Below are 25,015 nucleotides of genomic sequence, written 5' to 3'. Positions count from 1 at the left end.
TCGTCGCCCATTCGCCTGAACGAGGGCGACGCCGGGGCAGCCCGCCCACCGCACCCGCAGGGAACCTGGACCGTGTCCGCTGCGTGCCTTGCGGAAAGCCGGGATTCAGCGGTTTGCGACGTCACATACGACCCGGGCCCAAGGATGCCGCATGCGATGTGCGGGGCAACCGCGATGGGGTCGTCCGCCGCGGACCCTGCGAACTTGCCCACTGCGTGGATCAGTTCATTCTGGAGCACCGCGCCCCAAACCTGTCGCGGGACGTCGGCACGGACGCGGGTGCGGGCGTCTGACATAAGGTCGTGCATGGTCATCACGGTCCTGTGATATGCTCAGAAGCGGTTGACGGGCAGTTTCAGGTAGGCGCGACCATCATCCTCGACCTCTGGCAGACGACCACCGCGCAGGTTTATCTGGAGCGCGGCAAGGATGCGGTCGGGCAGCGGCAGGGTGGCGTCGCGTTCGTCGCGGCGCTTGATCCAGTCTTCACGACGTGTGCCGTCCTTCACGTGGCGGTTTGTGGCCTTGTGCTCGGCCACGGTCGCTTCCCACATCGGCTCGTCACGATCCTCGGTGCCGTAGTCGTGGCCGACGAAGAGACGCGTCTGGGCGGGCAGGGAAAAGATAACTTGGATAGAATCCCAAAGCTGCCCTGTGTCTCCGCCGGGGAAGTCGGCGCGGGACGTTCCGACATCGGGCTGCATCAGCGTGTCATGCGTGAAGGCCGCATCGCCGCAGACGTAGGTGATCGACCCCAGCGTGTGACCGGGCGACAGCATCACCCGCATCTCGAGCTCGCCGATCCGGAAGGTCTCACCTTCGGAGAAAAGCCTGTCGAAGTCCCGCGCCGGGTCGAAGATTCCGGGCAAGTTGTAGATCTCTTCCCAGATCGCCGCGATCTCGTTTACCTTCGAACCGATGGCGTTTGGTGCTCCGGTCCGCTCCTTCAGATGCGCCGAGGCCATGACGTGGTCGGCATGGGGATGCGTGTCGAGCACCCACTCGACGGTCAGGCCGTTCTCGCGCACGAGGTCCAGCACTTGGTCCATACTCTCGGTCGAGACGCGGTAGGGCTTCGGGTCGAAGTTCCAGACGACGTCGATCAGCGCGGCTTTCTTCGTGACCGGATCGGCGCAGATATACTGGATCGAGCCTGTATCGGGCTCGTAGATGCCCCAGACATCGGGACTGTCCTGGCCCCGAGAGGCAGAGTGGCGCACGATCCGCTGTCTCAGCTTGGAATTGCTCATTGTGTTGCTCCTTTTCGCGCAAAGATGTTCAAGGATTTTCCCCGTGCGCCGATCCAGAGGCCGGCAAGCATCGCGGGCAGGAAAACCAGTGTGCCGGGGGCGAGCAGCGGCAGTGCAGTCCACGCCGGACCGGGGCAGAAGCCGCCGATCCCCCACCCGGTGCCGAAAAGGGCCGCGCCTAGGATCAGCGGCCGGTCGATCCGGGTGCTTGTGGGTACGTCGAACGACGCCTCGAACGCCGGAGCTTTCCGGCGCCAGACAAGTTGATATCCGATGAAGGCCGTAACCGTCGCGCCGCCCATGACGAAGGCGAGGCTCGGGTCCCACGTTCCCGCAAGATCGAGGAAGTTCAGAACCTTTGCCGGATCGGACATGCCCGAGATCAAGAGGCCCAGGCCGAAGACGAGGCCGCTGAGAAAACCGAAAGCCATACGCATCATGCACCCCCCAGAACGTGGCGCAGCACGAAGACCGTGGCAAATCCCGCGCCCATGAAGGTCGCGACCGCCGCCACGGACCGCCGCGACAGCCGCGCAAGTCCACAGACGCCATGCCCCGAGGTGCAGCCCGATCCGAGCGCAGTGCCAAGACCCACGAGCAGGCCGGCGACAGCCATGCCGACCAGGTTCGATGGCACTGTCTGCGACACCGTCCCGCCGGTCAGCATCAGGGCAGGGGGCGCTGCCATCAGGCCAATCAGGAAAGCCAGCCGCCAATCCCTGTCGCGTGGAGCGCCGGCGGTCGGCACGAACGCGCCAAGGAAGCCCTTCGTGATCCCCGCGATCCCCGCGATCCGGCCGAACAGCCCCATGACCATTACCGCGCTGAGCCCGATCAGTACGCCCCCCCAGAGCGAGGCCCAGGGCGTGAATGCCGTCTGCAGATCCATTTCCATTATCCGTCTCCGTTCGGTTCCGGCGCTCTTGCCTCGGCCGGGATTGTCGGATATATATGAGGACAAGCTAAATCAGTCAAGGCTAATATAGTGAAGCTGGATGCAGATAGGTCCGTCGCGGCTCTTCAGGAGCGGGCTGAATATGTGGCGGGTCGCTTGGCGCTCGTCTCCAACGCAAAGCGGCTTTTGATCCTGTGCGAACTCGTGAAGGGAGAGCGATCGGTCGGCTCGCTCCAAGCGGCCGTCGGGCTCAGCCAGTCGGCTTTGAGCCAGCATTTGGCCAAGCTGCGCGATGCTGACATGGTCGAAACCCGCCGCGAAAGTCAGACAATCTATTACCGGATCGGCGACAAAGAGCTCGAGCTGCTGATGGCCGCGCTTTACGAGGCGTTCTGCAAGGACGTCTGACGCAGCCTGGCACCCACGCCGCGAACGGTAGGGCCGTCAAATCCGATCCCTCCTTGCCTGGTCAGTGCTGCGCAGCGCCAATGGCAGCCGCTCTGATCGGGCATATCGGTCAAGCTCCCCGCCCGTGATTTGCATAGTGGGGTCGGATCTCTCAACCGGGTCATGCTTCCCTTCGCAGTGGTTGATGGTCCGATATCGCGGATCGGGCCGCTGCATCCGTTTGCGATACGGGGCTGATCCACACCTGTCCGACGGGAAGAGGTGCCTCTTCGGCGCGATGCGGCGAGGTTTCCCGTCACAGTCACAGCCACCACCTTCGCCGGATCGCAGATCTACATGCGCATGGTCGCGAAGTCAGGATCGTTCTGGTCTGTCGCGGATTTCGCTGCCGGTCCTCGCTATGCGGCCCACGGATTTCGTGGAGCGTTATGTTCCGGCAACCTCTCCGCGTTCATGACCTCATCCGGCGATTTGGAGGGGCGTCCGGCCAAATCCCTTGCCAGCCGACTGCTTCTGCGTATCAGCAAAGACGCCTTTCCCTGCCGCATTCGCAACTCGAACACCGGGATGGTTGGCCTACCACCTGTGATCAGCAACAATAGCTGGGGCGAGGGTGGCGCGGACAGCGCCATGGAATGCTGATCTGCGATCACGAGAAGCGGAAGGTATCGAATGGCAGGCTTTTTTCGCGAACCGTCCGGCCATTACTGTGGATCACACGGACGGCGACCGACCGCAGTGAACGCCCAAACCAGCGTGTATTCCATCTCGCTTGATTTCGATCACGGTCATTCCGTCGATCATATCGAGAACTCGACACCTTTCGGTTGGCCAACCCAATTACCGATACTTCCGCGGTCTTCTGGAAACGTGTGGAACCAGATGTTCTGCCGTTGGGATCCGGTTGACTAGCCTCTCTTACGCATAACAATGGGGGCTGGCCAAGAGCGTTGTCATTGCCCGCTAGTTCCTAGGCTCTTGGTCTACCATCTAGATGCAGCTTCGTCGTCCTCACCGTGATAGATGAGAAACAGCCGGTCACCTTCTTACAGCAAGGTACATGTCAGTCGGTCGACTTGGGCTTTGCGGAGCGCTTTCGCGACTTCTTCTTCGGTTCCGGTGCCACCTGTGCCGCTTCCGACGTATCTCTTTCGAGACGGGCGGCCCGGAGCCTTTGCGTCTTGGCTTCGCGAGCGGATGTATCTGCGTCGATCATTCCCTTCACGATCCTGGTGATGCTATCTGCCTTGGTCTCGGATGCAGTTGGGCGGAAGACTGTGTTCTTGGTCGACAAAATACTCTCCATATCTGAAGGGAACGGGAATGGTTCGACGAGCGCGTCCTGTCTGTCGTGAGCTTTATGTCGACCCGAACGCAAGCAAAGAACGCTAGGACTGCCTCGCCTTGCGGTTGGCATAGCGGCGATCGCGCTCGGCTTTTCGGGTCGCTTCGTCCCGAACGACCCGTGAGATCATATCGTTTTCGGACTTTTGGCGCGCTTCGGCTTCGGCTTTGACTGCAGCATCGGCAGCGGCTTGCTCTCGGGCGGCTTCTGCGTCGGCACGCTGCTGCTCTTCCGCTTTTGCCCTGTCACGTTCCGCACGCCGTTCGTCCCGTGCCTTGGCTACTGCCAGACGTTCTTCCTGCCGTGCGCGACGGGTCGGTTCTGCGGCCTCTTTCGCGGCCTGATGGGCCTTCAGCAGGGCTGCCTTCGCTTCTGCGGAGGCACTTCGGCGATCGGCAAGATCATTACTTTTTTGGTTTTTCAAACTGTGTTCCATTGAGAGGATTGTAGGTCCGCAGACCAGATTTCCCGGCACGCTTCAAAAGAAATAGGTCGGACACACGGGAATGCGCCCGTAATCCCTTCGGTCAGCCATCGTACCGTAAATGCGTCATGCCACCCGGGGGTGAGCGCGTTGACGAACTCGTTTGTACGGCAGCATTGCGTAGGTCCAACGCTTGAGCATTCACTGAAAAGGTCACGGCCTGTCATTTGGTCGTGTCGTGAAAGCCTAGCATGAAGACGTCGTTTCTGCGTACACGTATGCCAACTGCTGACGTCAAATCGCAGCGTAGAAGCTGGCGCCATAACGCGCCGACATCAAACATGCCTTGGATGTATGTGCTTTCAGGCTGGACCGATGCCCACCAAAGCCTTGCCAAACGCCACGGAAAGTACGGTGACGAAGGGCGACCGGATCTGGATTCGCGCAAGACTCATGCTCGTGCAAGGAGCCCCGGGATTGCATGTTGACTACCACGAAAAAGGGCGCCCGAAGACGCCCTGCTCCAAACTTGGATCGACCTTCAGGCGAGCTGAAGATTGGTCGCGGATTCCCGGCCGTCGCGACCGGATTCGACGTCATAGGTCACTTTCTGATCGTCGTTCACGGTGCTCAGGCCCGCGCGCTCGACAGCAGAAATATGAAGGAAGACATCTTTTCCGCCCGTATCGGGTGCAATGAAGCCGAAGCCTTTGGTGGCGTTGAACCATTTCACGGTGCCATTGGCCATCGTGAGATCTCCTGTAGTTTTCAACCTGTTCGCGGAAGTGCAACAGCGTGGCAAAGTCGGCCAAGATCGAGTTCGCTGATGTCCGTGTAGGGAAAGCAGGGGATCGACAGAGGTAACGTAGCAACGCCCGTATGACAGGTCTCGGGCTGCTTGTCCACCGTAGCCGTTCAAAGAAGATAAAGTTTTCATCATTCGTGAAATCTGAGTGCCAAACAGGTATGCCCATTCGAACTCCGCGGATTCTGGCAGCGAGCAGATTCCATTCCTGCGATGCTCTTCACAGAAGTGGAGGTCTTTCACGCAGACGTCAACGCGGGCGTTTCGGAAGGCCGTTCCGACTGGTTTCGAGTTGTTGGCAAAGATCCGACCCTTCGCGTGCCCGAGTTCTTTCGTTTGGCCCGTGATCAATTCCCAAACCTTGCAGCCGCGAAGAGGGGGAACCGCTGTTCGTTTCCCGTCTTGTTGCGTGCATCCTTCCTGTGGCGGATCAGGAGCATGCGACGGTTCACGTCGGGATCGGTCCATTCGACGCGGCAGATCTCGCCGAGCCGCATGGCCGTTGCCACCGCGAACTTGCCGATCCGGGTCACCGGAAGGGGCAGGTGGCGCCTTGATCGGCGCGCATCTTGCGGTAGCCAACCAGCTTCTGATGTCCAAATTTGCTGATCTTCTGATTCCCAGGATCGCGCTTGAGCGTCGTGAGCGTAGCGGCCTTGCTGAGACGCGACGGTTTCCCTACCTAAGACATATCAGTTATATCAAGGTCGATGAGGTCGCCAAAACTCTCAAGGCGGAAAACGGACGCGCTTGTAGGCGCCAGCCCCTGATCGATCCGGGCCTCCGCCCGGCGGCCCAACGAAGGACCTCATCGCGGCGGGGAACGTCTCGCTCGCACAGCCGCCCTTTGGTTTGATGCGGACCCGGTAGGCCTCGGTGGGAGCTTGCTGACGGAGGCCATTTTCGCGTGCACGGTGTGCGCAATGAACCGTCGTAGAGGGCCATAATCGGGGAGATTGGGGCGTCCAGTGTAGCAGTATTCGCCGCCAACAGTTTGAAGATACGAAAATGAAAACAAACGTACACGCTAGATTGTCCACGGCCCCGATGATGGACCGGACGGATTGTTTCAACTTATCAATGGGTTGCTGCGTCTCGTGTGCACTGGATGTTCAGGTTTTTCCACCTCAGGTGACGTCCGGGCTACCGGCATGATGGGCGCTGGGAAAAGGATGTATGATTGGGTGTATGAGCGCCGGCGGGACATCCGAACATCTTGCAAGCTCTAAGTGGTGGCGCAAACAATGGGCAGGGTTAATTGGTTTCTCGGCGGGCTAAGACCGTCAGCGAATAGATCATCGATGATGGATCACGGGGAGGTTATTCTCCAAAATAAAAACGAGGGTTGCCGAGCGAACCGAAAGGCTCGCTCGGTCTTAGCCAAAGCTAGAGGTTATCTGCTAATGGCGGATGAAGCGAAATAACTTCTTACTCTTTCAACTCGACGATCGTCAGCTTCCCTTCCACGCGGTCGGCCACGAACTCGATATTCTGACCTTCAGATAGCTTGGCGAGGGTTTCTTCATCAGCGCGGAAGATCATTGTCATGGCCGGCATGTCGAGATTCATGAGTTCTTCGTGGATGATCGTGACTTTTCCGGCAGGCATGTCCAAAGCCTTGACGCTACCTTTGGTATACACGGTTTCCTGAGCGAAAGCGGTCGAGCCGAAGACGAGGAAAGCGGTGACGATGGCAGTGATCTTTTTCATGGTACTATCCTTTTGTGGGTTTTTCGGTTTTCAGTTTACGACAAGCGGTCCATGCATGCCGGCTTCGTAGTGACCCGGAATGAGGCAGGCGAATTCAAACTCGCCCTCGTTGGCGAAGGTCCAAACGATTTCGTCTTCTTCGCCCGACTGAAGCCGTACGGCGTTCGGATCGTCGTGTTCCATCTCGGGGAACCGTGCCATCAGTTCCTTGTGTTCCTGATTGGCTTCGGCGGTATCGAGGACGAATTCGTGTTCTTGTTCTCCGTTATTGGTAATCACGAAGCGCACCGTCTCTCCTTCCGAAAAAGTGAGCTTTTGCGGCTCGAAAAGCATCTCGCCATCATCGGTCTCGAGCATCGAGACCTCCACCGTCCGGCTGGCTTTATCCGCATCCGCAGGCATGCCGATCGCCATCTCGGTTTTATCGTCGTCGCCATGGCCGCCCTCATGCTTGCCTGCGGCGAAGACCGGAACGGTCAGTGACAGCATTGCTGCCGAAAGGATCATCGTTCTTCTCATAGTTTTTCCTTCTGGATACTGAGGATTGTTTTCGGCGTTAGTCGACGGTCAGGGGACCGTGCATTCCTGCCTCGTAATGGCCGGGAATCAGGCAGGCGAATTCAAAGTCTCCTTCGTTCGCAAATGTCCAGATGAATGTCCGGGTCTCTTCGGGCTCAACCCGAACGGCATAGTCAGCCTCATGACGCATGTCATCGAAGCCTTGCATCTCATCGCGGTGATCCGCGATTTCCTCGGGCGTCGCCATTACGAAGTCGTGGGGCCCGGATCCTTCGTTCCTAAGGACGAATTGGATCGTCTCGCCATGCGCAATCTCAATCGCGTCCGGATTGAAGCTCATCACTAAATCGGAGACATCGACCATCGACACACGTATGGTTCGATCAATCAGTGCGGGTTCTCCGGGATATCCGATCGGCACGTTACCGGCGTGAAGCACCGGGCCATCGTGGACGCCCCGGTGATAGGCATTTGCCGGTGCCATTGCCGGAGCGCCGAGCGCTCCGAGTATGGCGACCGCAACAAGTGTCTTCTTCATCGTAAGACTCCTCACTACTGCTCTTTGGTTTCTTCAGCCGCTGATCTTCGACAAATCGGTGTAATGCGTGGCCGCATCGGTCACTTCGACAGGGGCAGGCACGTCGCCCGTCCATTCGGCGACGGTCGTTTCCGGCGGGCTGTCGTACCAGCCGGGATCGGAGTAGTCGCCTGCCGCTATTCCCTGGCGAACCTTCACGACCGAGAACATGCCGCCCATTTCGATCGGGCCGTACTTTCCCCAGCCGTTCATCATCGGAACGGTGTTCTTGGGGATCGGCATCTCCATCTTGCCCATGTCGGCCATGCCAGCGGTGCCCATCGGCATGTATTCGGGCTGCACCTGACGGATCTTCTGCGTCACCGCCGTCTTGTCGGCCCCGATGAAGGTCGGAATGTCGTGACCCATGGCATTCATGGTGTGATGCGACTTGTGGCAGTGGATCGCCCAGTCGCCCAAATGGTCCGCCTTGAAATCGAAAGCGCGCATCGCCCCCACCGGAATGTCGATGGAAACCTCGGGCCAGGCGGCTTCCGGCGGCACCCAGCCCCCGTCGGTACAGGAAACCTTGAAATCGTACCCGTGCATGTGGATCGGGTGGTTCGTCATCGTCAGGTTGCCGACCCGCACCCGCACATCATCCCCCTGGCTGACGACCAGCGGGTCGATTCCCGGGAAGATGCGGCTGTTCCACGTCCAGAGATTGAAATCCGTCATCTCCATGATGCGCGGCACGTAAGTCCCGGGATCGATGTCGAACGCATTCAGCATGATCAGGAAGTCGCGGTCGACGCGGCGGAAGGTCGGGTCCTTGGGGTGAACGACGAACATACCCATCATGCCCATCGCCATCTGCACCATCTCGTCGGCGTGGGGGTGGTACATGAACGTGCCCGACTTCAGCAGGTCGAACTCGTAAGCGTAGGTCTTTCCGGTTGGAATGCCCGGACCGCTCAGGCCGTGCACGCCGTCCATGCCCGAGGGCAGGATCTGTCCGTGCCAATGAACAGAGGTCGGTTCGGGAAGGCGGTTGGTGACGAAGATGCGAACCCGGTCGCCTTCCACGGCCTCGATGGTCGGGCCAGTGGAGGTCCCGTTGTAGCCCCAGAGATATGCAGTGGTGCCTTCGGCCAGTTCACGCTCGACCGGTTCGGCGACCAGATGGAACTCCTTCACGCCATCCTTCATCCGGAAGGGCAGCGTCCAGCCATTCAGCGTAACGACCGGATTGTAATCGACCCCGGTGGTGGGGACGACGGGAGCCTGTGTCGCGGACTCGCTGGTCAGTGCGGCTTCCGGCAGGCCGCGGTTCGAGGTTTGGGACCAGGCTCGGGTGGAAACGAGCGTGGCACCTGCCACTCCGGTACCGAGAAGTTGACGTCTGTTGAGCATCGTATCGTTCCTTTGAATGAGTGTCAGGGTTCAGTGTCCGGCACCGCCGTCGCCGCCGAGATCGACGCCGCCGCCACCCTCGCCGCCACCGCCGGCCTCTCCGCCGTAGATCGCGGTCTCCAGGCCGGCCGCAGCGCGCCAGAACTGGTGTTTTGCCTCCGCCGCGTCGAGTTCGCTGCCCAAACCTTCTCGGACATCCGCCAGAAGCTGGAAGGTGCTGGTGATCATGGCGTTGTTGGAAAGGAGGGACTCTTCGTTGATGATCTCGCGAAGGGGCAGGACCACGTCCCGGTATTGGCGGGCGATGGCATATGTGCCGCGATACTGCGTTTCGGCGACCCGCGCCTGCGACCGGACGGCGACGGCCGTTTCGGCGAGTACGTTCGCCGCCTGCAGGTAGGACAACTCGGCCTTGCGAAGCCGTGCCTTTCCGCTGTCGTAGATGGGAATCTGGAACTCCAGCTCGATCTGCGGGGTCACTTCCTCTTCGATGTCGCCGTCCTCTGCTTCGCGTTCCAGTTCAGCCCCGGCGATGACTTCCAGGTCCGTGAGCACGCGTGTCGCGTCGGTCAATCCGTAGGCCGCCGCCGTCGCGGCAAGACTCAGTCGCGCGACTTGCAGATCGACCCGGTTCTGAAGTGCGCGTGCTTCGATCCCGGCAGTCGAGCGAAGGCTGCTCGGCAAGGCTGGAAGGGCGTCGGGAACGAAGTAGTCCACCTCTGTCCCCCAAAGCCCCATCAGACGCGTCAGCTGCTCTTTCGCGGAGGCTGCAGCCAATCGCGCCTCTGCCGTTTGCGTGGCGAGTTCGGCATCGAAGACCTGCTCCCGCGCCTGAGCGGCACGGTTGAGGGCACCGGTGCGACCCAACTGGGCCGCCAGTTCTGACGACGCATCGGCCGTCTGGGCTGCCTGATTGAGCAGGGCTACCGTTTCGAAAGCTGCTACCGCATCGATCCAGGCCGTGCGGGTCTGCGCAGCTAGCGTCAGCGTATCGACGACGGCTTGCATCTGGGCGCGTTGAAAGTCGGCTTGCGCGACCGCGACACGGCGTTTGCGTGTCGGTACATCCAGAAGGTTTACGGCAACCACGGATTCAAGAGCTCGAAAAAGCCCAAGTTCGGGCGCACCGATCCCGAGCAAACCGACCGAGACGATTGGGTTTTCCGGTGTTGCCTGCTGCCAAACCTCAGCCGCGGAAATTCCGATATTTGCATAGGACGCTTGGAGACCACGGTTGTTCAGGAGTGCCACCTGTACGGCAGTATCCGCAGAAATGGTCTTGCGATGCGTCATGGCATGAACGTCGCGGGCCACTTGCTGAGCCTGGGAGGCGTTCTGCATCCAGACGGACCGTTTCCCGGTCGCCGCCTGGGTTTTGCCTGAGACCAGATCAAACCCTGCTCCAGGAGTTGTCACGCCTGTTGGCAAAGTCGCCGCGCAGGCACCAAGGGCGAACGGCAACGCAGCAATCGTCATTTTCAGGAAAGCCATTATAGACCTTCCTGCGACTGGTTGGATTGGCGCCAGTCGGCCGGGTCGACGACGGGTCGCGCCGTGTAGTTGCGGATGGGATTGACGTATCCGGTCTGCCGGGCGGCGACCGTAGGGGCCGCGGGTGCCACCACAAAGCTGGTGTCCGGCAAGGGTGTGGCGGCACTGCATGCGGCCAGCGCCAGGGGCAGTGCCCCGGCAGCGAGTAACTTGGTAGTCATGAACTGTCCTGCTCGTCTGAAGCAGATCCCGACGTTGCGGGATCGTAATCCGATGTCAGACCCTCATTGGGGCCAGGCTCAGATTGTCAGAGAGGGAGGACGGAAAAACTCGACGACACTGCTGCGCGCAGGCATCGAATGGAAAGAGGGCGCAATAGACTCCGGCAACGCGAAGGAGCTGGCGAAAGGCGCCGGAACCGCGATCACAGCAGAACACATCGCGTCGCAGCAAGCGCCGTCTTCGTGCGAAGCGGTCGCGTGTTGAGACGCACAGAACGCGTCCTCATGGGCCTCGGCAGATCCGTGATCCTCTATCGGCGAAGTCGCCTCAAGCTCTGAAAGAGATAGCAAAAGGGCGGATCGATCGGCGTCGTTCGCGGAGACCGGTAGGAGCGAAGAGCCGAACGCGAGAAACATCACAGACAACAGCAAAATGCTGGAGCGAAAGAGTTTCTTTGTGGCGATCAGCAAGTCCATGAGTGTCTATGGATTGGAAGGGGGCGCTCGTCCATCCACTTTCGTCGGGCCGCCGTCATTCAGGGCAACACAAGCGAGTTACCGCTGACCCCGGCCCATTCTCGTATCGAGCGACGGGCCGGGAAGACAGGTTTCATGACAGACAAAACCGGCGCTCCGAGAGCTCGGCATGTTGGAAATACCTGCTTGGAGCAGAAAGATTCACGCCGTAACGGAACTTATCTACTGCGAATTCCGCTGCATCATGCCGCCACCCATGATTCCACCGCCCATCATCGAGCGCATTTCCTCGACCGAGATTCGACCGTCGTTGTCGCTATCGGCCATGTTGAACATCCGCTCATGCACCGCCTGAACCTCTTCCAGCGACAGCGCGCCGTCATTGTCGGTATCCATCATGGCGACCATCATGCCAGGCATCATCGAGCCGCCCATGCCGGATTGACCCATCATGCCCATTCCGTTAGAGGATCCGCTCTGCGACATTCCACCTATCTGCATGCCGTCCTGGGACGCGGTGTCGGAGGTGTCGCCACCATGCTCTTCGGCCTGCGCCGCGGTCGCGGCGAGGGCAAGGATCACGGCGTAAATTCCATTGGTCATCTTCATAGTATCGTGCCTTTCTTCCTTGGTGTCGTTCTTTCCAACCATTTGGAAAGTCGGTGGTTTCGATGTGAAACCGGGTCAGACGTCATAGAACCGTGAACTGACCCATCATGCCGACATCCTCGTGTTCCAGGATGTGGCAATGATACATAAACGGCGCATCTGCCCTCGCGCGCTTGTCGAACCGCAGCAATATCTCGGTCGGACCCTGAACGTGCACGACATCCTTCCAACCGATCCGGGCCGGATCGACAGACCGCCCGTTTTGCATGACGACTTGGAAGGATGTCCCGTGAACGTGGAACGGATGCATCGACATGTCCGCGTTGATGCGCCAAAGCTCGGTTTCGCCGTGCGGCACCTGAAGGTCGATGCGTCCCATGTCGTAGGACTCGTCGTTGATCCCCATGATCTGTCCGTCGCGCCCGATCAGGTTGTTCAACATGCTGCCCATCATGTTCCCGGCATGCATGTTCAACGTGAAGTCGCGGCGACGCACGGGTTCGCCCAGATCGACGACGGGTGCGGGCAAGGCTTCGGGAAGGCGCGCGGGACCGGGGTTGCGGGCATCGGCGATTTCGAAGGACAGAATTTCGAGCGGCGAACCTTCGGCACCGCCGCCCATCATGCCGCCGTTGCCACCCATCATGCCACTGTTGCCCATCATGCCACCGCCCATCATGCCCGATCCGCCTTGGGTGGAGACCAGCCGTACCGAGGCGCGATCCGTGAAATCCACCACGATCTCGGCTCGTTCGGCGGCGGCCAGGCGCAGGCCGGTCATGGAGACGGGTGCGGTCAGCAGGCCGCCATCGCTGGCGACCTGGTGAAACGTCCGCCCATCCGTGAAGCTGAAATCATACATCCGCGCGTTCGATCCGTTCACGAGACGCAGGCGCACCAAACCCGCAGGAACGGTCAGCTTCGGGCGGATCGCCCCATTCACCAGAATCTCGGTCCCGTGAAAGCCCTGCATCAGGTCCATCATGCCGATGTCGTAGGTCATCCGGCCCGCGCCGTCGAAGCTGCGATCCTGCACGATCAGCGGGAAATCGTTGACGCCGTAATCGCGCGGCAACGGAACGTCGATATCGGGATCGTCGATGATGATCAGTCCGGCAAGGCCGCGATAGACTTGATCCGCCGTGCGGCCGTGCACGTGGCTGTGGTAGAAGAGGGTCGCCGCAGGGTGGTCGATTGGCAGCTCCGGCGACCAGGTCTCGCCCGGACCGAAGGCGAGTTGCGGTCCGCCATCCAGATGACCCGGCACGTGCATACCGTGCCAGTGGGCTGTGATCGGCGCGTCGATGCGGTTCGTCACATCCATTTTGGCGGTTTGTCCGCGTCGAAACCGTAAGAGCGGCCCCAGATAGTCCTGCGAATATCCCAGAGTGTCCGATCTGACGCCGGTGACGAACTCGCGGGTGCTTCTGATCGCTTCAAGCCTGTTCCCCGATCCGGGGCCAACATCCATGACCTCCGGCACAGGAAGCGGCGCGCCGGGTTCCGCCGCATTTGCGCGCCGGACGAATAAGGTGGGCGCAGCCAGCGCGGCGGTGGTGAGAGACAGGAATTGGCGGCGTTTCATTGGAAGTGCTCCGTCATGGGAAGACTTGCGTCGGCAGCGTTTTGGTTCGAGAGGGCGGGAATGGGACAGATGCCTTCGATGACACGGGCATTCCCGGTTAGTCCTTCAGCGCTAGTCCCGCCTTTTTCCAGCCTTCAAGCCCGCCTTCGATGACCGTGGTGTCGTAGCCCATCTGTCGCAGGCTGTCGGCCGCAAGCGCCGCGCGGGCGCCCGAGGCGCACAGGACGTGGACCCGGCCACCGCCGCCGCGTTTGGCGGTCAGGGCATCGTTGGACTTGCCGGTGTCGGGGTCGGCCTGCGCTTCGGCTAGGCCGCGGGGGATGTGGATCGCGCCCGCGATGGCACCGTCGCTGTCCAGTTCGACCGGTTCGCGCACGTCGAGGATCACGTCGCTACTCCGCGCCGCTTCATGCGCGTCCGCCGGACTGATTGCTTCGATGCGGGATCTGGCGTCTGCCACGAGGTCCTTCATTGATTTCGCCATGGTGGTAACTCCTTTCAGAACTTGTTCAGGGGAATCTTCAGGTAATGCGCGCCGTCGTCTTCGGCATCGGGCAGCCGTCCGGCGCGCAGGTTGATCTGCAACGCCGCCAGCATCCGGTCGGGCAGGGACAGCGTGGCGTCCCGCCCCTCGCGCGTTTCGATAAATTCGCGCTTGTCGGTGCCGTCCCTGACATGGACGTTGCGGGCCTTGTGCGCGGCGACCGTGGCCTCCCATTCCGGCGTGTCGCGCCCTTCGGCCCCGTAATCATGGCCAATGAACAAGCGCGTCTCCTTCGGCAGGGACAGGATGTCCTGCAGCGAGTTCCAGAGGTCTTCGGTCGACCCGCCGGGGAAATCGGCGCGCGAGGTGCCGCTGTCGGGTTGCATCAGCGTGTCGTGCACGAAGGCCGCGTCTCCGCAGATATAGGTGATCGAGCCCAGCGTATGCCCCGGCGACAGCATCACGCGCATCTTCAGATCGCCGATGGGGAACGCATCGCCATCGGCGAACAGCCGGTCGAAATCGCGATCCGGATCGAAGGCGTGGGGCGTGTTGTAGTAGTCGCGCCAGAGGTCTGCGATCTCGCGCACCTTTTCACCAATAGCGTTGGGAGCGCCGATGCGCTCCTTCAGCCGCGCCGAGGCCATCACGTGGTCGGCATGGGGGTGGGTGTCGAGCACCCATTCGACGTGCAGGTCATGCTTTTCGACCAGGCCCAGCACCTGCTCCATGCTGCGCTCGCTCAGCGCGAAGCTCGCGGGGTCGAAGTTCAGTACCACGTCGATCAGGACCGCCTTCTTCGTCGCCGGGTCGGCGCAGATATACTGGATCGAGCCGGTATCGGGCTCGTAGATCCCCCAGACATCGGGGCTGTCGGGACCGGTTGAGGCCGAAAGGCGGACGATGGGGTCGTTCAGTTCGGACATGGATCACGCTCCTTTGCTTGCGAGACGGGTCGCGGATTTGCCGAGATCGGCCAGCACGATCCCGACCAGCATCGCGGGCAGGAACACCAGCGTGCCCGGTGCCCCCATCGCCAGCGATGTCCAGGCGGGACCGGGGCAGAAGCCGCCCAAGCCCCATCCCGCACCGAAGATCGCGGCGCCGGTCAGCAGCGGCGCGTCGATGGTCGTGCCTGTCGGCAGGTCGAACGTTTTACCCAGCACGGGCGCGTCGCGACGCCAGACCAGACGATAGCCCAGGAAGGCCGTCACCGACGCGCCGCCCATCACGAAGGCGAGGCTGGGATCCCACGGCCCCAATATGTCCAGGAAGTTCAGCACCTTCGCCGGGTCGGACATGCCCGACACGATCAGCCCGATCCCGAAGATCAGACCCGCGACGAAGCCCATGGCGTTGCGCATGACGGGTCTCCCTAGATGGCGTGGCGGATGAAGGTGGTCGTCGCGACGGCCGCGACGAGGAAGGTGGCGACAGCCGCCGCAGACCGCGGCGATAGACGCGCCAGACCGCAGACCCCGTGCCCGGACGTGCAACCCGACCCGAAGGCCGTGCCGAACCCGACCAGAAGACCGGCCAGCGCCATGCCCCAGAGGTTAATTGGCACGGTCTGCTGCGGTAAGGATCCCGTCGCCAGGAGCACGGCCAGCGGGGCCGCGATCAATCCCAGCAGAACCGCGAACCGCCAGCCGCGATCCGCAGGCCCGCCGGTGCCGGCCACCGCCGATGTCAGGCCCTTCGATATGCCGGTGATCCCGGCGATCTTGCCGAACAGACCCATGACCATGACCGCGGCAAGGCCGATCAGGATGCCACCGAAAAGCGACAGCCACGGTGTGAAGGGCGTTGCGACGACCGGTTCCATCCACGATCCTTTCGATTGCTGTATGGATATCTGACCTACGCCGTGATATATGTAAGTAATGACTAAATTAGTCAACTCTAATAATATGAAGAACCGTCCGCCGCTGCCGGTCCTGCAGGCGCGCGCGGCGGACGTGGCCGAGCAGCTGGCGCTGTTGTCGAATGCCAACCGTCTGATGGTTCTGTGCCACCTGTTGGAGGGCGAGCGATCGGTGGGCGCGCTGCAGGGCCAGCTTGCGCTTAGCCAATCGGCGCTCAGCCAGCACCTTGCCCGCCTTCGCGCGGCGGGCATGGTCGCGACGCGGCGCGAAAGCCAAAGCATCTTCTACCGCATCGCCGATCCGCGCCTGCACGATCTGATCGACGCGCTTTACCGAATCTACTGCGCGGATGCGGGGGACGGGGAGCGGCCCCCGGACGTCTGACCCGTTCGGTGCGGTGCGGCAAGGTCGCGTTCACGGCAGCAGGGCGCGGGGCAGGGCGGACCAGACGGGGGACCAGAGGAATGTGGTGGCCAGAAGCAGCGCGAACAGGGCCCAGAACGTGGCGCGCGCCGTGCCGCCCAGCGTCGCCATCGCGCCTTCGGGTCGGGAAAACACCGCGGGCCCGATGACACGCAGGTAGTAGAACAGCGAAAGGATTGTGTTGGCGACGGCTACAACGACGAGCCAGGCCAGACCCGCTTCGAGCGTGGCCACGAACAACGCGAACTTCCCCAGGAATCCGGCAAGCGGCGGGATGCCGACGAAGGACAGGAAGGCAAGTGTCAGGGCGATTGCCGGGCCGGGGTGCTTTCTGATCAAACCACGGTAGTCCGCGATGGCAGTGCGTCCCCGCAATTCGACGATGGCCGCGAAGGCGAGCAGGTTGGCGATGCCATAGACGCTCATGAAAGCCAGGAGCGCGGGCAGGGCGTCCGGGACCGCGCCCGCCACGGCGACGGCCATCAGCGCGTAGCCCGTCTGGCTGATCGACGACCACCCGACAAGGCGGCGTACATCGTCCTGCCACAGCGCGCAAAGGTTGCCGACCGTCATCGTCGCGGCAGCCACCAGCGCGACAAGCAGCGGCAGGGCTTGCGTTTCGGGGGTCAGCGCGACCAAGCGGTAGAGCGCCACGGCCGCGGCAAGCTTGGGGATCACGGTCAGGAACGCGGCCGCAGGGGCGGGCGCGCCTTCGGCGACGTCCGGCACCCAGGTATGGGCGGGCACGGCACCCAGCTTGAAGAACAGGCCCATCAGCACGAGGGTCAGGCCCGCAAGCGCGACGGGATTGTCCGGGATCGCGCCGGCGAGGTCGCGGTAATCGGTGCTGCCCGCCATGCCCATCACGAAGACCACGCCGATCACCAGAAGCGCGTTGGCCAATGCGCCGACCAGGAAATACTTCATTCCCGCTTCCAGCGAGATCGCCCAGTCGCGGTGATAGGCGGCCAGAACGTATCCCGTGACCGACGACAGCAGCACGCCCATCACCAGCTGCATCAGATCCGCCGCCCCCGCCATCGCCATTGCGCCGAGGGTCGAAAACAGAAGCATCGCGTAGAATTCGCCGTGTCGGCGGTCGGTGGCGAACCAGCGCGGCGCAAGGCCGACGCACAGGAGCGTCAGGCCCGGTATGGCGAACCGCGCCCATGTCGTGGCCCCGTCCAAGGCGAAGGTGCCCGAAAAGGTCAAACGGTGCGCATCGGACTGTGCCCAGGCGAAAGCCATGGACAGGGCCAGCCCCGCCGCCGCCAGCAGGGCGCACCAGCCGTGGCGGCGCTGCGGCAGGACCATCGCCAGAAGAAGCACGGCGACCGCCGTCAACAGGACCGCCAGTTCTGGGGCGAGATCGCCGATGGGCATGTCAGCCCCCCGCGCCGGGGGTCGGGATCAGGGAAGCGGCGTCGATGAGAGACAACAGCCATGTGGGCCAGATACCGATCAGCACGACGAGGATCAGCACGCCCGCCAAAAGCGCCGTTTCGGTCCTGTCGAGATCGGTGAAACCCGCGCGTTCTTTCGGCAGGTCGCCGAAGAACATCTGCCGCAACATCCGGAGGAACAGCGCGGCGGTGATCAGGATACCCAGAAGACCGATGGCCGCCAGCCAGGGATAGACGCCGAAGGCACCGAGGAAGATGTGCAGCTCGGCCACGAAACCGGCCAGACCCGGCAGGCCCAGCGACGCAAAGGCCGCCAGCGTGGCCGCACCCGTCAGCCGCGGGGCGGGGCCCGCCAACCCGCCGAAATTGGGCAGGTGGTAATCCCCGGTCCGCTGCCAGACTGCGCCCGCGATCAGGAACAATGCGCCCGTGATCAGGCCGTGGGCGATCATCTCGACCACCGCGCCGGTCATGGCCAGCTGGCGTGCGGTCTCGGACCCCAGCGCGGATCCCGCCACCGCGATGCCCAGAACGGTGTAGCCCATGTGGTTGACCGAGGTGTAGGCGATGCGACGCTTCAGGTTGTCTTGGGCGAAGGCGACGATGCTGCCCCAGAGGATCGAGATTACGCCGACGATCGCCAGCGGCAGGGCCCAGCGGGCGAAGGTGTCGGGCATCATCTGCAGCGGGATGCGGATCAGCCCGTAGGTGCCCATCTTCAGCAGCACGCCCGCCAGGATGGCCGAGGCGGGCCCCGGCGCGTTGACATGGGCGGGCGGCAGCCAGGTATGGACCGGGAAAACCGGCGTCTTGATCCCGAAGCCGATGACGAAGGCGAGGAACACCAGACCGGGCACCATCCCCGCGGCGGCCAGCGGCGGGCTGTCGATCATCGCGCGCATGTCGAAGGTCAGTGTCGGCATGTTCAGCGCCAGCACGATGATCCCGATCAGGATCAGCAGCGAGCCCGCGAGCGTATAGACGAAGAATTTGAGCGCCGCATGCTGCGCGTCGCCATGGCCCCAGCGACCGATGAGGAAATACATGCCGACAAGGCTGAGATCGAAGAACACGTAAAAGACGATCAGGTCGAGCGTGACGAAGAGACCGATGGACACGCCCGCAAGGAACGCCATCCAGGCGTAGTAGGCGCGCGCATCGTGCAGCTTCAGCGGCCAGGCGGTCGCGGCGACGAAGATCAGCGCGCTCATCAGCGCCAGCGCCAGCGACATGCCGTCGACGCCCACGCGCCAGGCGATCCCGAGGGTCGGGATCCACGGCACTTCGGCCACGGCGCGAAAGCCGTCGCCGCCGCCCGCCCAGACGATCACCAGAGCCACAAGCGACAGTGCGGCGGCCCCGGTGGCGGTCCAGCGCGATGCGACCTCGCCTAAGGGGACGAAGGCTAGGACCAGGGACGCCAGCAGCGGGATAAGAATGGCAAGTGTCAGCACGGGTTCAGCCTCCGAAAATTAACAGCCCCACGGCCAAGGCAAAGCCCGCCACGAGAATGGAGTAGTAGTGATGCGCAAGCCCGGTCTGAAGCCGTCGCAGGTCCGCGCCCGCCATGCCCGCGATGCGTCCGCTGCCGTTCGGGATCAGGTCGCTCAGCCGTTCGCCCAGACCGGCACCCAGTGCGGCAAGGCCGGACGTCGCGCGCACCGCGGTCCCGACAGCGCCGCGCCAGATCTGTCCGCCGGTCGACATCGCCGCCCCGGCCGCGCCCGGCGCGAGCCCGTCCAGCGTATCGTCATCGGCGCGCGACAGGCCGTCGGCAAGGAATATCGCCACGGTCGCCGCGCCGCGCGGAATCAAGTCAATAACCCGGTCATCCGCCCGCGCGGCCATGATCGCGAGAGCATGGAATGGCCGGATGAGGCCATGTTCGTAAAGCGCGGGCAGACCCAGCCATTCCATCGCCGGGGCTTCGGTATCGGACCGCGCGGCGCGTAGGCCCGCGAGGATACCGAACGCCACGGCGGCAAGCGACGCGAGAAGTCCGAGGCGGGACCCTTCGGGCAAGTCCGCACCGATCCGGGCGGCGACAACGTCGTGGACGGGCGGCCACCACAGCGCCGAAAGCGCCAGCACGGCACCGGACAGCAGGGCGAGCCCGGCCAGCTCGCCCCGTTTGACCGTGCTATCCCGATCTTCGCCCGGCCCGAAGGCGGCGATGGCGAAGCGGGTGGCGTAGGCGGCGCTTAACCCGCCTGCGACGATGATCGCCGCGGCCCAGATCGGCCCTGCATGTTCCAGCGCCTTGACCACTTCTTCCTTGCTCCAGCCGCCGGACAGGGGCGGCACGGCTGCCAGCGACAGGGCGGCGATGACCGTGAGGGCCGTGGTGACGGGCAGGGCGCGCGCCAGACCCATCCGGCGCAGATCGAACGTGTCGGTGACGCGATGGGCAACGCCTGCGGCGCAGAACAGCGCGCCCTTGCTCGCGGCGTGGACGATCAGGTGCAGCACCGCGACACCGGGATAGCCCGCGCCGATTGTGGCGATCATCAGGCCCGTCTGTGCCGAGGTCGATCCGGCCAGCAGCTTCTTGGCGTGGGTCTGGCGCAGGGCCACGACGCCGCCGAGGATCGCGGTGGCAAGTCCGATCACCATCGCCGCCGGGCCGAACCCCGGTGCCGCCGAAAGCTGGGGATGCAGGCGTGCAAGGATGTAGGCCCCCGCCGCCACCATCGTGGCCGAGTGCAGCAAGGCGGACACGGATGTCGGTCCGTCCATGGCGCGAAACAGCCACGGCGCGAAAGGCACCTGACCGGCCTTCGACACCGCCGCGAGAAGCAGCCCGTACGCGGCCAGCGACAGCGGCCAGCCGTCGAGCGTGCCGAGCGCCCCATAGCTGGCGCTGCCCGTCGCGGTGACGGTCGCCATCAGCGCGATGAAAAGACCCAGATCCCCCGCGCGGGTCAGGACGAAGGCGAAACTGGCCGACAGGCCCGGTGCTTGGCTCCGCCACTTGTGCCCGATCAGGGCCCAGGAACAGGCACCGACGATTTCCCACCCGATCAGCAGCGTCACTAGGTCGGCGGCGACGATGACCAGTTCCATGCCGCCGGTGAAGACCAGCATCAATCCGATGAGGCGGGGCAGGCCGCGACCGTCTTCGTGCGATGCGGCGTAGAGCGTGATCGGCAGCAGGATCGCGGGCACGAGAAGGGCCGCGGCATGGGCCAGCGGGGGCAGGGCGGCCTGCAGCACGAGCAACTCAGACCAGACGAAGCGTCCGGTCCGGTCGCCCGAAAACAGCGCCAGGCCGAGCGTCGCGGCGGCCGCCCCGGCCCCCAGCGTCGCCAGCCGCGCCCGCGTGCCGCCGATGGCCCAGATCGCCAGACCGGCCAGAACCGGCACGTATGCTAGCGCCCAGATCATTGCTTCAGCGTTCCGATGCTTTCGGTCATGTCGGCCTGCCGCTTGCGATAGACCGCCACGATCAGCGCGAAGCCGATCGCCATTTCCACGGCCATGACCGCCATCACGATGATCGCCAGCAGCTGGCCTTCGGGCATGCCGCCCAGGTACAGGGACCAGAAGCCGATGATCGCCAGAAGCGCACCGTTCAGCATCAGTTCCAGCCCCATCATCAGCATGACGAAGCTTTGCTGGCTGAGCGCGCCGTAAAGTCCGATGCCGATCAGCGCGGCGGCCCCGAGAAGGACGATGATCAGGGTCATCAATGGCCCTCGTGATGGTGATGGCCGTGGCCGCCGCCGCCTTCCGGCTGGCGGCCTGCGGGATCGCCGCCCTCGGTCAGTCCGGGCGGACGCGATCCTTCGTCGGCCGATCCGAAACGGCCCTGTCGCGAGGACAGGATCACCGCGCCGACCATCGTGGCCAGAAGCGTGACGCCCGCGGTCTCAAAGATCAGCATGGAGGGGCCAAGGAGTTCGTGGCCGAGCTGCGCGACGACGTCGGTGTCGGCGGCGACCGGGTTCGACGGCAGCGGCGAAAGCAGCACGGCGGCAGACAGGCCGATGAAGGCGACAATGCCGGCGCCGATGGACAGGCGGTGCTGGTGGACCATGACCATCGGATTGAGGCCCGCGGGGTTCATCATGAACATGACCATGAAGATCGCCATGACCATCATTTCGACAGCCATCATGAACACGGTCGCCACACCGATATAGGGCGCGGACAGCAGCACGCCGATTGCGCCCACCGCGACGAAGGACAGCATCAGCGCGAAGGAGGCGCGCACCATGCTGTCGACGCGGAACACCCGCCAGCCGGTCCAGACGGCAAAGGCTGTTAGCAGGGCGATCATGAGGTCGGTCATAGCGCGATCAGCCCCGAAATCAGAAGGTGGAGGAAGGACAGCGGAAGCAGCACGACCCACAGGATCGTTAGCATCCGGCTGGGGGTCGTCCGCGCCACGCGGTTGCCGATCCAGACGGTCAGCGCCATCAGCGCGCCCGTCTTCAGCCACAGCCAGACCGGTCCGGGCAGCACCGGTCCTAGCGGTCCGCCCAGAAACACCGTCGCGGCGATGGCCGAGACCGAAACCAGCATCGCCAGCCGCGCGATCTGCCAGACGGCGCGACCGGCGCCGCTGTCTTCGGCCGATGTGCCCGTCGCGATATCGGCGGCGTCGGCGTAATCCATCGGGCCGCGCAGGGTCATCGCCAGGGCAACCACCATGAACAGCGGCAGGCCCAGCGGCTGGCGGATCACGTTCCAGACCTCGCGCTGGCTGTCGACGATGGCGACCAGCGACAGGCTTTCGGCGGGCAGGGCGGCGGCGATCAGCACGAACATCGAGGGCAGCATCACCGGCAGCCCGATGGCGGCATAGCGATAGGCCCCGATCAGCGGAAAGGGCGCGTTGGGCGACCAGCCGTGCAGGAAGACGGTGAGGACGATCAGGGCTTCGCAACTGCCCCAGATCACGATGCCCACCGGGCTGTCGATCAGCGCCAGATCCGGCGCGAAGGGGACGACGGCGATGCCGATGGCGGCCAGCGCCAGATACCAGGCGGGGGCCAGATCGCGGTTCAGGCGGTCGGGAGCCTCGGTCTCGACCCGCTGGCGAGTGAAGAGCGCGAGGAGCGGCAGATAGGCACGGTCGAGGGCGACGGCGAACAGCGTCCCGCCGAGCAAGGTCGCAAGGACCGCGAGGGTCAGAAGCGCCGTCATGCAGCCTCCACGCCGCGCGCGGCACGGATGAGTGCCGATGGGGGCAGGGACGCGAGGATCAGCATGGCCTCGGCCCATTCGGCACCGTGCAACAGCGCGGGCAGATCGGGGGGCGCGACCGACACCGTGTCGCCCGCCAGCCAGGCGATCAGTCGGTCGCGTGCGGAGGTGCCGTCGATCCTGCCGATCCGTTTCGGCACCGCGCCCCGCAGCCACAGCGCGCGGGCGGATTGCCCGTGCATCACGCGGTGGGCGGCGCGGTCCAGACCCAGCAGCCGCAGCATCCGCGCCGCGCAGAGATCGGGCGCATCGGCATCTGCCGCCTGGGCGAGGGGTGGTGCTTGCACGTCAAGGTCGCAGATCACGTCCCCTTGCAGCGTCACCTGAAGCACCAGCCCCGGCGGCAGCATCGGCAGGAACGGACCGAACCGCGCCGTGTACCGGTCGAGTCGCAGCCCGTCGCGAATGTCCGTGCCGGTCATGGCCATGGGCCGCCCGTAGGGCGTGCCGCCCATCATCCCCTTGCCGCCCTGACCGTGGGGGCCGATGCCCTTCCACGCGTTCGGCGGCTCGTCCGGCAGATGATCGTCTTCGTCCCGTTCGCCCGCGCAAATATCGCGCCATGCCGTTTCGATCCGCGCCGCGATGGCATCTGGGGCATCCGCCTGCCACCGCAGCGTGGCCCGCGGATGGGGAAGCTGGTCGTGCACATGGGACAGCGCCTCTGCCGTGTCGCCCGGCAGATCGCCGGCGACCAGCAGGATCGCCGCATCGCGCGGGGTCGCGGCCCGGCGCAGGCCGGGCCGGGCAAGCAGACGCTCGGTTTCGGCCTGCCGACCGGGGCCGATGGCGGCGAAGACGGGCGCGGGCGACCGCGCCGCCCAACGGGCAAGACGAGTCATTGCCATCGGAAGATCCCTTCGCGCCAACCATAAAGGATGCCCACAGACAGGATCGCCAGGAACATGCCCATCTCGGCCAGCGCCTTGATCCCTTCGGAGACGAAGACCACAGCCCATGGATACATGAACATCATCTCCATTTCGAAGGCGACGAACAGAAGGGCCATGGAATAGGGGCGGAAGTGATAGCGTTGCCAGGCATGGGTGTCGGGCGTCCCCCCGCCCAGAAAAGGCATCGCCTGCGGCGCGGTGCTGTCCGCGACGGGTTGCATCGCGCGCGCCAACAGCACCGCGAGGGCCGTCCATCCGAGTATCACGATGACCGTCTGCATGTCGCGGCATACCCTGTCGATTTACCCGTCAAACCTGCGGGCGTGCGAAAGTTCCCGCTAAAGCTTGGAAAACGCTGGAAAAAGGTTCCATCGCTGGAAGGTTTGGTCGCGCGATCCGGGCCAGGCGGCCTGACCGGTCCGGTCAAGCCGACCCGCAGGATCGCCGCGGATCGGGGGCGGCCCCGCGTGCGCAGGTGGTCAACGGTAAGCCCGAAGCGCCAAGTGTGCGGCGCGGGACACCGCGAAACGGCGTCCTTCAGGGATCGCGGCTACCAGATCAGTTCCCGTCCGTGGGATACGACGTCACCACCTGACCGATATCGCCATCCCGCAGAAGGACCACATCGAACACGGTATCGGGCGTCATCTGACCCATGCCCGGTGATCCCATGGGCATGCCCGGGACGGCGACACCGCTTGCATCCGGGTAATTGGCCAGCACGTGCCTGATGTCTTCGGCAGGAACATGGCCTTCGATCACGAAGTCGCCGATCATCGCGGTATGGCAGGCCACGGCGTCCTCGGGAACACCGACGGACGCCTTGTGTGCGCGCATCGCGTCGTATTCAAGCTCCCGGATCGTGATGTCGAATCCGGCGTCCTGCATGTGATCCGCCCAGGCTGTGCAGCATCCGCAATTGGGATCCTTGAATACCGTCATGGCCGTTTCGGCGGTGGCGGTCGTGGCCGCGAGAATGCTGAAGGATGCGATGAGAAGGGCTTTTTTCATGGATTGCGTCTTTCGTTCAGTGGATTTGAGATCGAGTGGGCGGTTGCGGGTGTGTCGGA

At 63.4% G+C, this 25,015-nt stretch carries 30 protein-coding genes; 3 read left to right on the top strand and 27 right to left on the bottom strand.

Going from position 1 to position 25,015, the window contains the following annotated elements:
* Positions 1–332: 332 nt before the first annotated feature.
* From PAA8504_RS01845 to PAA8504_RS01835, 3 genes are read right to left on the bottom strand one after another with little or no spacing between them, the layout of a single operon-like run.
* Entirely contained in the window at positions 333–1,250 is a 918-nt protein-coding gene (locus PAA8504_RS01845; RefSeq protein WP_108892442.1) for an MBL fold metallo-hydrolase, read from the bottom strand.
* Positions 1,247–1,687 carry a DUF6691 family protein gene (locus PAA8504_RS01840; RefSeq protein ID WP_108892441.1) on the bottom strand — a complete coding sequence of 147 codons (441 nt, stop codon included), beginning with the start codon at positions 1,685–1,687 and terminating at the stop codon, positions 1,247–1,249. The genes PAA8504_RS01845 and PAA8504_RS01840 overlap by 4 nt, the downstream gene beginning before the upstream one ends.
* On the bottom strand, positions 1,687–2,145 hold the full coding sequence (locus PAA8504_RS01835) for a YeeE/YedE family protein (protein WP_108892440.1): 459 nt from the start codon (positions 2,143–2,145) through the stop codon (positions 1,687–1,689). Before PAA8504_RS01835 ends, PAA8504_RS01840 begins: the two co-directional genes overlap by 1 nt.
* Positions 2,146–2,235: 90 nt before the next feature.
* On the opposite strand from PAA8504_RS01835, the gene PAA8504_RS01830 reads away from it, so the two are divergent.
* Positions 2,236–2,553 (top strand): ArsR/SmtB family transcription factor, encoded by a 318-nt coding sequence (locus tag PAA8504_RS01830; RefSeq protein WP_245897487.1) that lies wholly within the window; start codon positions 2,236–2,238, stop codon positions 2,551–2,553.
* A gap of 336 nt (positions 2,554–2,889) precedes the next feature.
* The gene (locus PAA8504_RS01825; protein ID WP_146190436.1) at positions 2,890–3,195 is read left to right on the top strand and encodes a hypothetical protein; all 306 of its coding nucleotides are present in this window, start codon (positions 2,890–2,892) and stop codon (positions 3,193–3,195) included.
* A gap of 746 nt (positions 3,196–3,941) precedes the next feature.
* Here PAA8504_RS01825 and PAA8504_RS01815 read toward each other — a convergent pair.
* The 15 genes from PAA8504_RS01815 to PAA8504_RS01740 all read right to left on the bottom strand — a co-directional run bounded on the left by PAA8504_RS01815 (position 3,942) and on the right by PAA8504_RS01740 (position 16,053).
* Positions 3,942–4,334 (bottom strand): DUF6481 family protein, encoded by a 393-nt coding sequence (locus PAA8504_RS01815; RefSeq protein WP_219928888.1) that lies wholly within the window; start codon positions 4,332–4,334, stop codon positions 3,942–3,944.
* A 529-nt stretch (positions 4,335–4,863) separates the two neighbouring features.
* Positions 4,864–5,070: a cold-shock protein gene (locus tag PAA8504_RS01810; protein ID WP_108892435.1), complete on the bottom strand. Its 207-nt coding sequence runs from the start codon at positions 5,068–5,070 to the stop codon at positions 4,864–4,866.
* Between the two features lie 1,485 nt (positions 5,071–6,555).
* Positions 6,556–6,837 carry a copper-binding protein gene (locus tag PAA8504_RS22410; protein WP_108892434.1) on the bottom strand — a complete coding sequence of 94 codons (282 nt, stop codon included), beginning with the start codon at positions 6,835–6,837 and terminating at the stop codon, positions 6,556–6,558.
* A 30-nt stretch (positions 6,838–6,867) separates the two neighbouring features.
* Positions 6,868–7,344, bottom strand: coding sequence for a cupredoxin domain-containing protein (locus tag PAA8504_RS22405; protein ID WP_245897486.1), 477 nt, complete (start codon positions 7,342–7,344; stop codon positions 6,868–6,870).
* 49 nt (positions 7,345–7,393) lie between these two features.
* Positions 7,394–7,894, bottom strand: a complete 501-nt coding sequence (locus PAA8504_RS01790) for a cupredoxin domain-containing protein (protein ID WP_219928887.1) — start codon at positions 7,892–7,894, stop codon at positions 7,394–7,396.
* Positions 7,895–7,927: 33 nt separating this feature from the next.
* The gene (locus PAA8504_RS01785) at positions 7,928–9,286 is read right to left on the bottom strand and encodes a multicopper oxidase family protein (RefSeq protein ID WP_108892432.1); all 1,359 of its coding nucleotides are present in this window, start codon (positions 9,284–9,286) and stop codon (positions 7,928–7,930) included.
* Between the two features lie 30 nt (positions 9,287–9,316).
* Positions 9,317–10,777: a TolC family protein gene (locus PAA8504_RS01780; RefSeq protein WP_108892431.1), complete on the bottom strand. Its 1,461-nt coding sequence runs from the start codon at positions 10,775–10,777 to the stop codon at positions 9,317–9,319.
* Positions 10,777–10,998, bottom strand: a complete 222-nt coding sequence (locus PAA8504_RS01775) for a hypothetical protein (RefSeq protein ID WP_108892430.1) — start codon at positions 10,996–10,998, stop codon at positions 10,777–10,779. The genes PAA8504_RS01780 and PAA8504_RS01775 overlap by 1 nt, the downstream gene beginning before the upstream one ends.
* A 78-nt stretch (positions 10,999–11,076) precedes the next feature.
* Positions 11,077–11,475, bottom strand: coding sequence for a hypothetical protein (locus PAA8504_RS01770; RefSeq protein WP_108892429.1), 399 nt, complete (start codon positions 11,473–11,475; stop codon positions 11,077–11,079).
* Between the two features lie 222 nt (positions 11,476–11,697).
* Positions 11,698–12,078, bottom strand: a complete 381-nt coding sequence (locus tag PAA8504_RS01765) for an EF-hand domain-containing protein (RefSeq protein ID WP_181375662.1) — start codon at positions 12,076–12,078, stop codon at positions 11,698–11,700.
* Between the two features lie 88 nt (positions 12,079–12,166).
* Complete coding sequence (locus tag PAA8504_RS01760) at positions 12,167–13,669, bottom strand: multicopper oxidase family protein (RefSeq protein WP_146190435.1); 1,503 nt, start codon at positions 13,667–13,669, stop codon at positions 12,167–12,169.
* A gap of 97 nt (positions 13,670–13,766) precedes the next feature.
* Positions 13,767–14,153: a rhodanese-like domain-containing protein gene (locus tag PAA8504_RS01755; protein ID WP_219928886.1), complete on the bottom strand. Its 387-nt coding sequence runs from the start codon at positions 14,151–14,153 to the stop codon at positions 13,767–13,769.
* A 14-nt stretch (positions 14,154–14,167) separates the two neighbouring features.
* A complete protein-coding gene (locus PAA8504_RS01750) occupies positions 14,168–15,079 on the bottom strand; it encodes an MBL fold metallo-hydrolase (protein WP_108892427.1) in 912 nt (303 codons plus the stop codon).
* 3 nt (positions 15,080–15,082) lie between these two features.
* Positions 15,083–15,517 (bottom strand): DUF6691 family protein, encoded by a 435-nt coding sequence (locus PAA8504_RS01745; protein ID WP_091846753.1) that lies wholly within the window; start codon positions 15,515–15,517, stop codon positions 15,083–15,085.
* A gap of 11 nt (positions 15,518–15,528) precedes the next feature.
* Entirely contained in the window at positions 15,529–16,053 is a 525-nt protein-coding gene (locus tag PAA8504_RS01740; protein ID WP_281259928.1) for a YeeE/YedE family protein, read from the bottom strand.
* On the opposite strand from PAA8504_RS01740, the gene PAA8504_RS01735 reads away from it, so the two are divergent.
* Positions 16,037–16,402, top strand: a complete 366-nt coding sequence (locus PAA8504_RS01735) for an ArsR/SmtB family transcription factor (RefSeq protein ID WP_245897485.1) — start codon at positions 16,037–16,039, stop codon at positions 16,400–16,402. The genes PAA8504_RS01740 and PAA8504_RS01735 overlap by 17 nt on opposite strands.
* A gap of 30 nt (positions 16,403–16,432) precedes the next feature.
* On the opposite strand, the gene PAA8504_RS01730 is transcribed toward PAA8504_RS01735, so the two are convergent.
* From PAA8504_RS01730 to PAA8504_RS01690, 9 genes are all read right to left on the bottom strand, one after another.
* Positions 16,433–17,824, bottom strand: coding sequence for an NADH-quinone oxidoreductase subunit N (locus PAA8504_RS01730; RefSeq protein ID WP_108892425.1), 1,392 nt, complete (start codon positions 17,822–17,824; stop codon positions 16,433–16,435).
* A 1-nt stretch (position 17,825) separates the two neighbouring features.
* Positions 17,826–19,298 carry a complex I subunit 4 family protein gene (locus tag PAA8504_RS01725; protein ID WP_108892424.1) on the bottom strand — a complete coding sequence of 491 codons (1,473 nt, stop codon included), beginning with the start codon at positions 19,296–19,298 and terminating at the stop codon, positions 17,826–17,828.
* A 4-nt stretch (positions 19,299–19,302) separates the two neighbouring features.
* Positions 19,303–21,228 (bottom strand): NADH-quinone oxidoreductase subunit 5 family protein, encoded by a 1,926-nt coding sequence (locus PAA8504_RS01720; protein WP_108892423.1) that lies wholly within the window; start codon positions 21,226–21,228, stop codon positions 19,303–19,305.
* Positions 21,225–21,530 (bottom strand): NADH-quinone oxidoreductase subunit NuoK, encoded by a 306-nt coding sequence (gene nuoK, locus PAA8504_RS01715; protein ID WP_108892422.1) that lies wholly within the window; start codon positions 21,528–21,530, stop codon positions 21,225–21,227. Before nuoK ends, PAA8504_RS01720 begins: the two co-directional genes overlap by 4 nt.
* Positions 21,530–22,135, bottom strand: coding sequence for an NADH-quinone oxidoreductase subunit J family protein (locus tag PAA8504_RS01710; RefSeq protein ID WP_108892421.1), 606 nt, complete (start codon positions 22,133–22,135; stop codon positions 21,530–21,532). Before PAA8504_RS01710 ends, nuoK begins: the two co-directional genes overlap by 1 nt.
* Positions 22,132–22,992, bottom strand: coding sequence for a complex I subunit 1 family protein (locus PAA8504_RS01705; RefSeq protein ID WP_108892420.1), 861 nt, complete (start codon positions 22,990–22,992; stop codon positions 22,132–22,134). Before PAA8504_RS01705 ends, PAA8504_RS01710 begins: the two co-directional genes overlap by 4 nt.
* Positions 22,989–23,900, bottom strand: coding sequence for a hypothetical protein (locus PAA8504_RS01700; protein WP_108892419.1), 912 nt, complete (start codon positions 23,898–23,900; stop codon positions 22,989–22,991). The genes PAA8504_RS01705 and PAA8504_RS01700 overlap by 4 nt, the downstream gene beginning before the upstream one ends.
* Positions 23,891–24,226 (bottom strand): NADH-quinone oxidoreductase subunit A, encoded by a 336-nt coding sequence (locus tag PAA8504_RS01695; protein WP_091846743.1) that lies wholly within the window; start codon positions 24,224–24,226, stop codon positions 23,891–23,893. Before PAA8504_RS01695 ends, PAA8504_RS01700 begins: the two co-directional genes overlap by 10 nt.
* Before the next feature lie 277 nt (positions 24,227–24,503).
* On the bottom strand, positions 24,504–24,956 hold the full coding sequence (locus PAA8504_RS01690; RefSeq protein WP_091846742.1) for a DUF411 domain-containing protein: 453 nt from the start codon (positions 24,954–24,956) through the stop codon (positions 24,504–24,506).
* Positions 24,957–25,015 lie beyond the last annotated feature (59 nt).

Origin of the sequence: Palleronia abyssalis (assembly GCF_900302445.1) — a bacterium.
Classification (GTDB): Bacteria; Pseudomonadota; Alphaproteobacteria; order Rhodobacterales; family Rhodobacteraceae; genus Palleronia; species Palleronia abyssalis.
Note: the sequence above shows the minus strand (reverse complement) of the source record. Positions and strands in the feature narration are given on the sequence as shown.

Bases quoted from the DNA above. Each gene is read 5' to 3' on its own strand.
- PAA8504_RS01840 (WP_108892441.1), bottom strand. From the start codon at position 1,687: ATGCGTATGGCTTTCGGTTTTCTCAGCGGCCTCGTCTTCGGCCTGGGC.
- PAA8504_RS01720 (WP_108892423.1), bottom strand. From the start codon at position 21,228: ATGATCTGGGCGCTAGCATACGTGCCGGTTCTGGCCGGTCTGGCGATC.
- PAA8504_RS01790 (WP_219928887.1), bottom strand. From the start codon at position 7,894: ATGAAGAAGACACTTGTTGCGGTCGCCATACTCGGAGCGCTCGGCGCT.
- PAA8504_RS01705 (WP_108892420.1), bottom strand. From the start codon at position 22,992: ATGACGGCGCTTCTGACCCTCGCGGTCCTTGCGACCTTGCTCGGCGGG.
- PAA8504_RS22410 (WP_108892434.1), bottom strand. From the start codon at position 6,837: ATGAAAAAGATCACTGCCATCGTCACCGCTTTCCTCGTCTTCGGCTCG.
- PAA8504_RS01835 (WP_108892440.1), bottom strand. From the start codon at position 2,145: ATGGAAATGGATCTGCAGACGGCATTCACGCCCTGGGCCTCGCTCTGG.
- PAA8504_RS01815 (WP_219928888.1), bottom strand. From the start codon at position 4,334: ATGGAACACAGTTTGAAAAACCAAAAAAGTAATGATCTTGCCGATCGC.
- PAA8504_RS01775 (WP_108892430.1), bottom strand. From the start codon at position 10,998: ATGACTACCAAGTTACTCGCTGCCGGGGCACTGCCCCTGGCGCTGGCC.
- PAA8504_RS01730 (WP_108892425.1), bottom strand. From the start codon at position 17,824: ATGCCCATCGGCGATCTCGCCCCAGAACTGGCGGTCCTGTTGACGGCG.
- PAA8504_RS01750 (WP_108892427.1), bottom strand. From the start codon at position 15,079: ATGTCCGAACTGAACGACCCCATCGTCCGCCTTTCGGCCTCAACCGGT.
- PAA8504_RS01745 (WP_091846753.1), bottom strand. From the start codon at position 15,517: ATGCGCAACGCCATGGGCTTCGTCGCGGGTCTGATCTTCGGGATCGGG.
- nuoK (WP_108892422.1), bottom strand. From the start codon at position 21,530: ATGACCCTGATCATCGTCCTTCTCGGGGCCGCCGCGCTGATCGGCATC.
- PAA8504_RS22405 (WP_245897486.1), bottom strand. From the start codon at position 7,344: ATGATCCTTTCGGCAGCAATGCTGTCACTGACCGTTCCGGTCTTCGCC.
- PAA8504_RS01710 (WP_108892421.1), bottom strand. From the start codon at position 22,135: ATGACCGACCTCATGATCGCCCTGCTAACAGCCTTTGCCGTCTGGACC.
- PAA8504_RS01770 (WP_108892429.1), bottom strand. From the start codon at position 11,475: ATGGACTTGCTGATCGCCACAAAGAAACTCTTTCGCTCCAGCATTTTG.
- PAA8504_RS01690 (WP_091846742.1), bottom strand. From the start codon at position 24,956: ATGAAAAAAGCCCTTCTCATCGCATCCTTCAGCATTCTCGCGGCCACG.
- PAA8504_RS01810 (WP_108892435.1), bottom strand. From the start codon at position 5,070: ATGGCCAATGGCACCGTGAAATGGTTCAACGCCACCAAAGGCTTCGGC.
- PAA8504_RS01825 (WP_146190436.1), top strand. From the start codon at position 2,890: ATGCGCATGGTCGCGAAGTCAGGATCGTTCTGGTCTGTCGCGGATTTC.
- PAA8504_RS01780 (WP_108892431.1), bottom strand. From the start codon at position 10,777: ATGGCTTTCCTGAAAATGACGATTGCTGCGTTGCCGTTCGCCCTTGGT.
- PAA8504_RS01760 (WP_146190435.1), bottom strand. From the start codon at position 13,669: ATGAAACGCCGCCAATTCCTGTCTCTCACCACCGCCGCGCTGGCTGCG.
- PAA8504_RS01700 (WP_108892419.1), bottom strand. From the start codon at position 23,900: ATGGCAATGACTCGTCTTGCCCGTTGGGCGGCGCGGTCGCCCGCGCCC.
- PAA8504_RS01765 (WP_181375662.1), bottom strand. From the start codon at position 12,078: ATGACCAATGGAATTTACGCCGTGATCCTTGCCCTCGCCGCGACCGCG.
- PAA8504_RS01735 (WP_245897485.1), top strand. From the start codon at position 16,037: ATGACTAAATTAGTCAACTCTAATAATATGAAGAACCGTCCGCCGCTG.
- PAA8504_RS01695 (WP_091846743.1), bottom strand. From the start codon at position 24,226: ATGCAGACGGTCATCGTGATACTCGGATGGACGGCCCTCGCGGTGCTG.
- PAA8504_RS01785 (WP_108892432.1), bottom strand. From the start codon at position 9,286: ATGCTCAACAGACGTCAACTTCTCGGTACCGGAGTGGCAGGTGCCACG.
- PAA8504_RS01845 (WP_108892442.1), bottom strand. From the start codon at position 1,250: ATGAGCAATTCCAAGCTGAGACAGCGGATCGTGCGCCACTCTGCCTCT.
- PAA8504_RS01755 (WP_219928886.1), bottom strand. From the start codon at position 14,153: ATGGCGAAATCAATGAAGGACCTCGTGGCAGACGCCAGATCCCGCATC.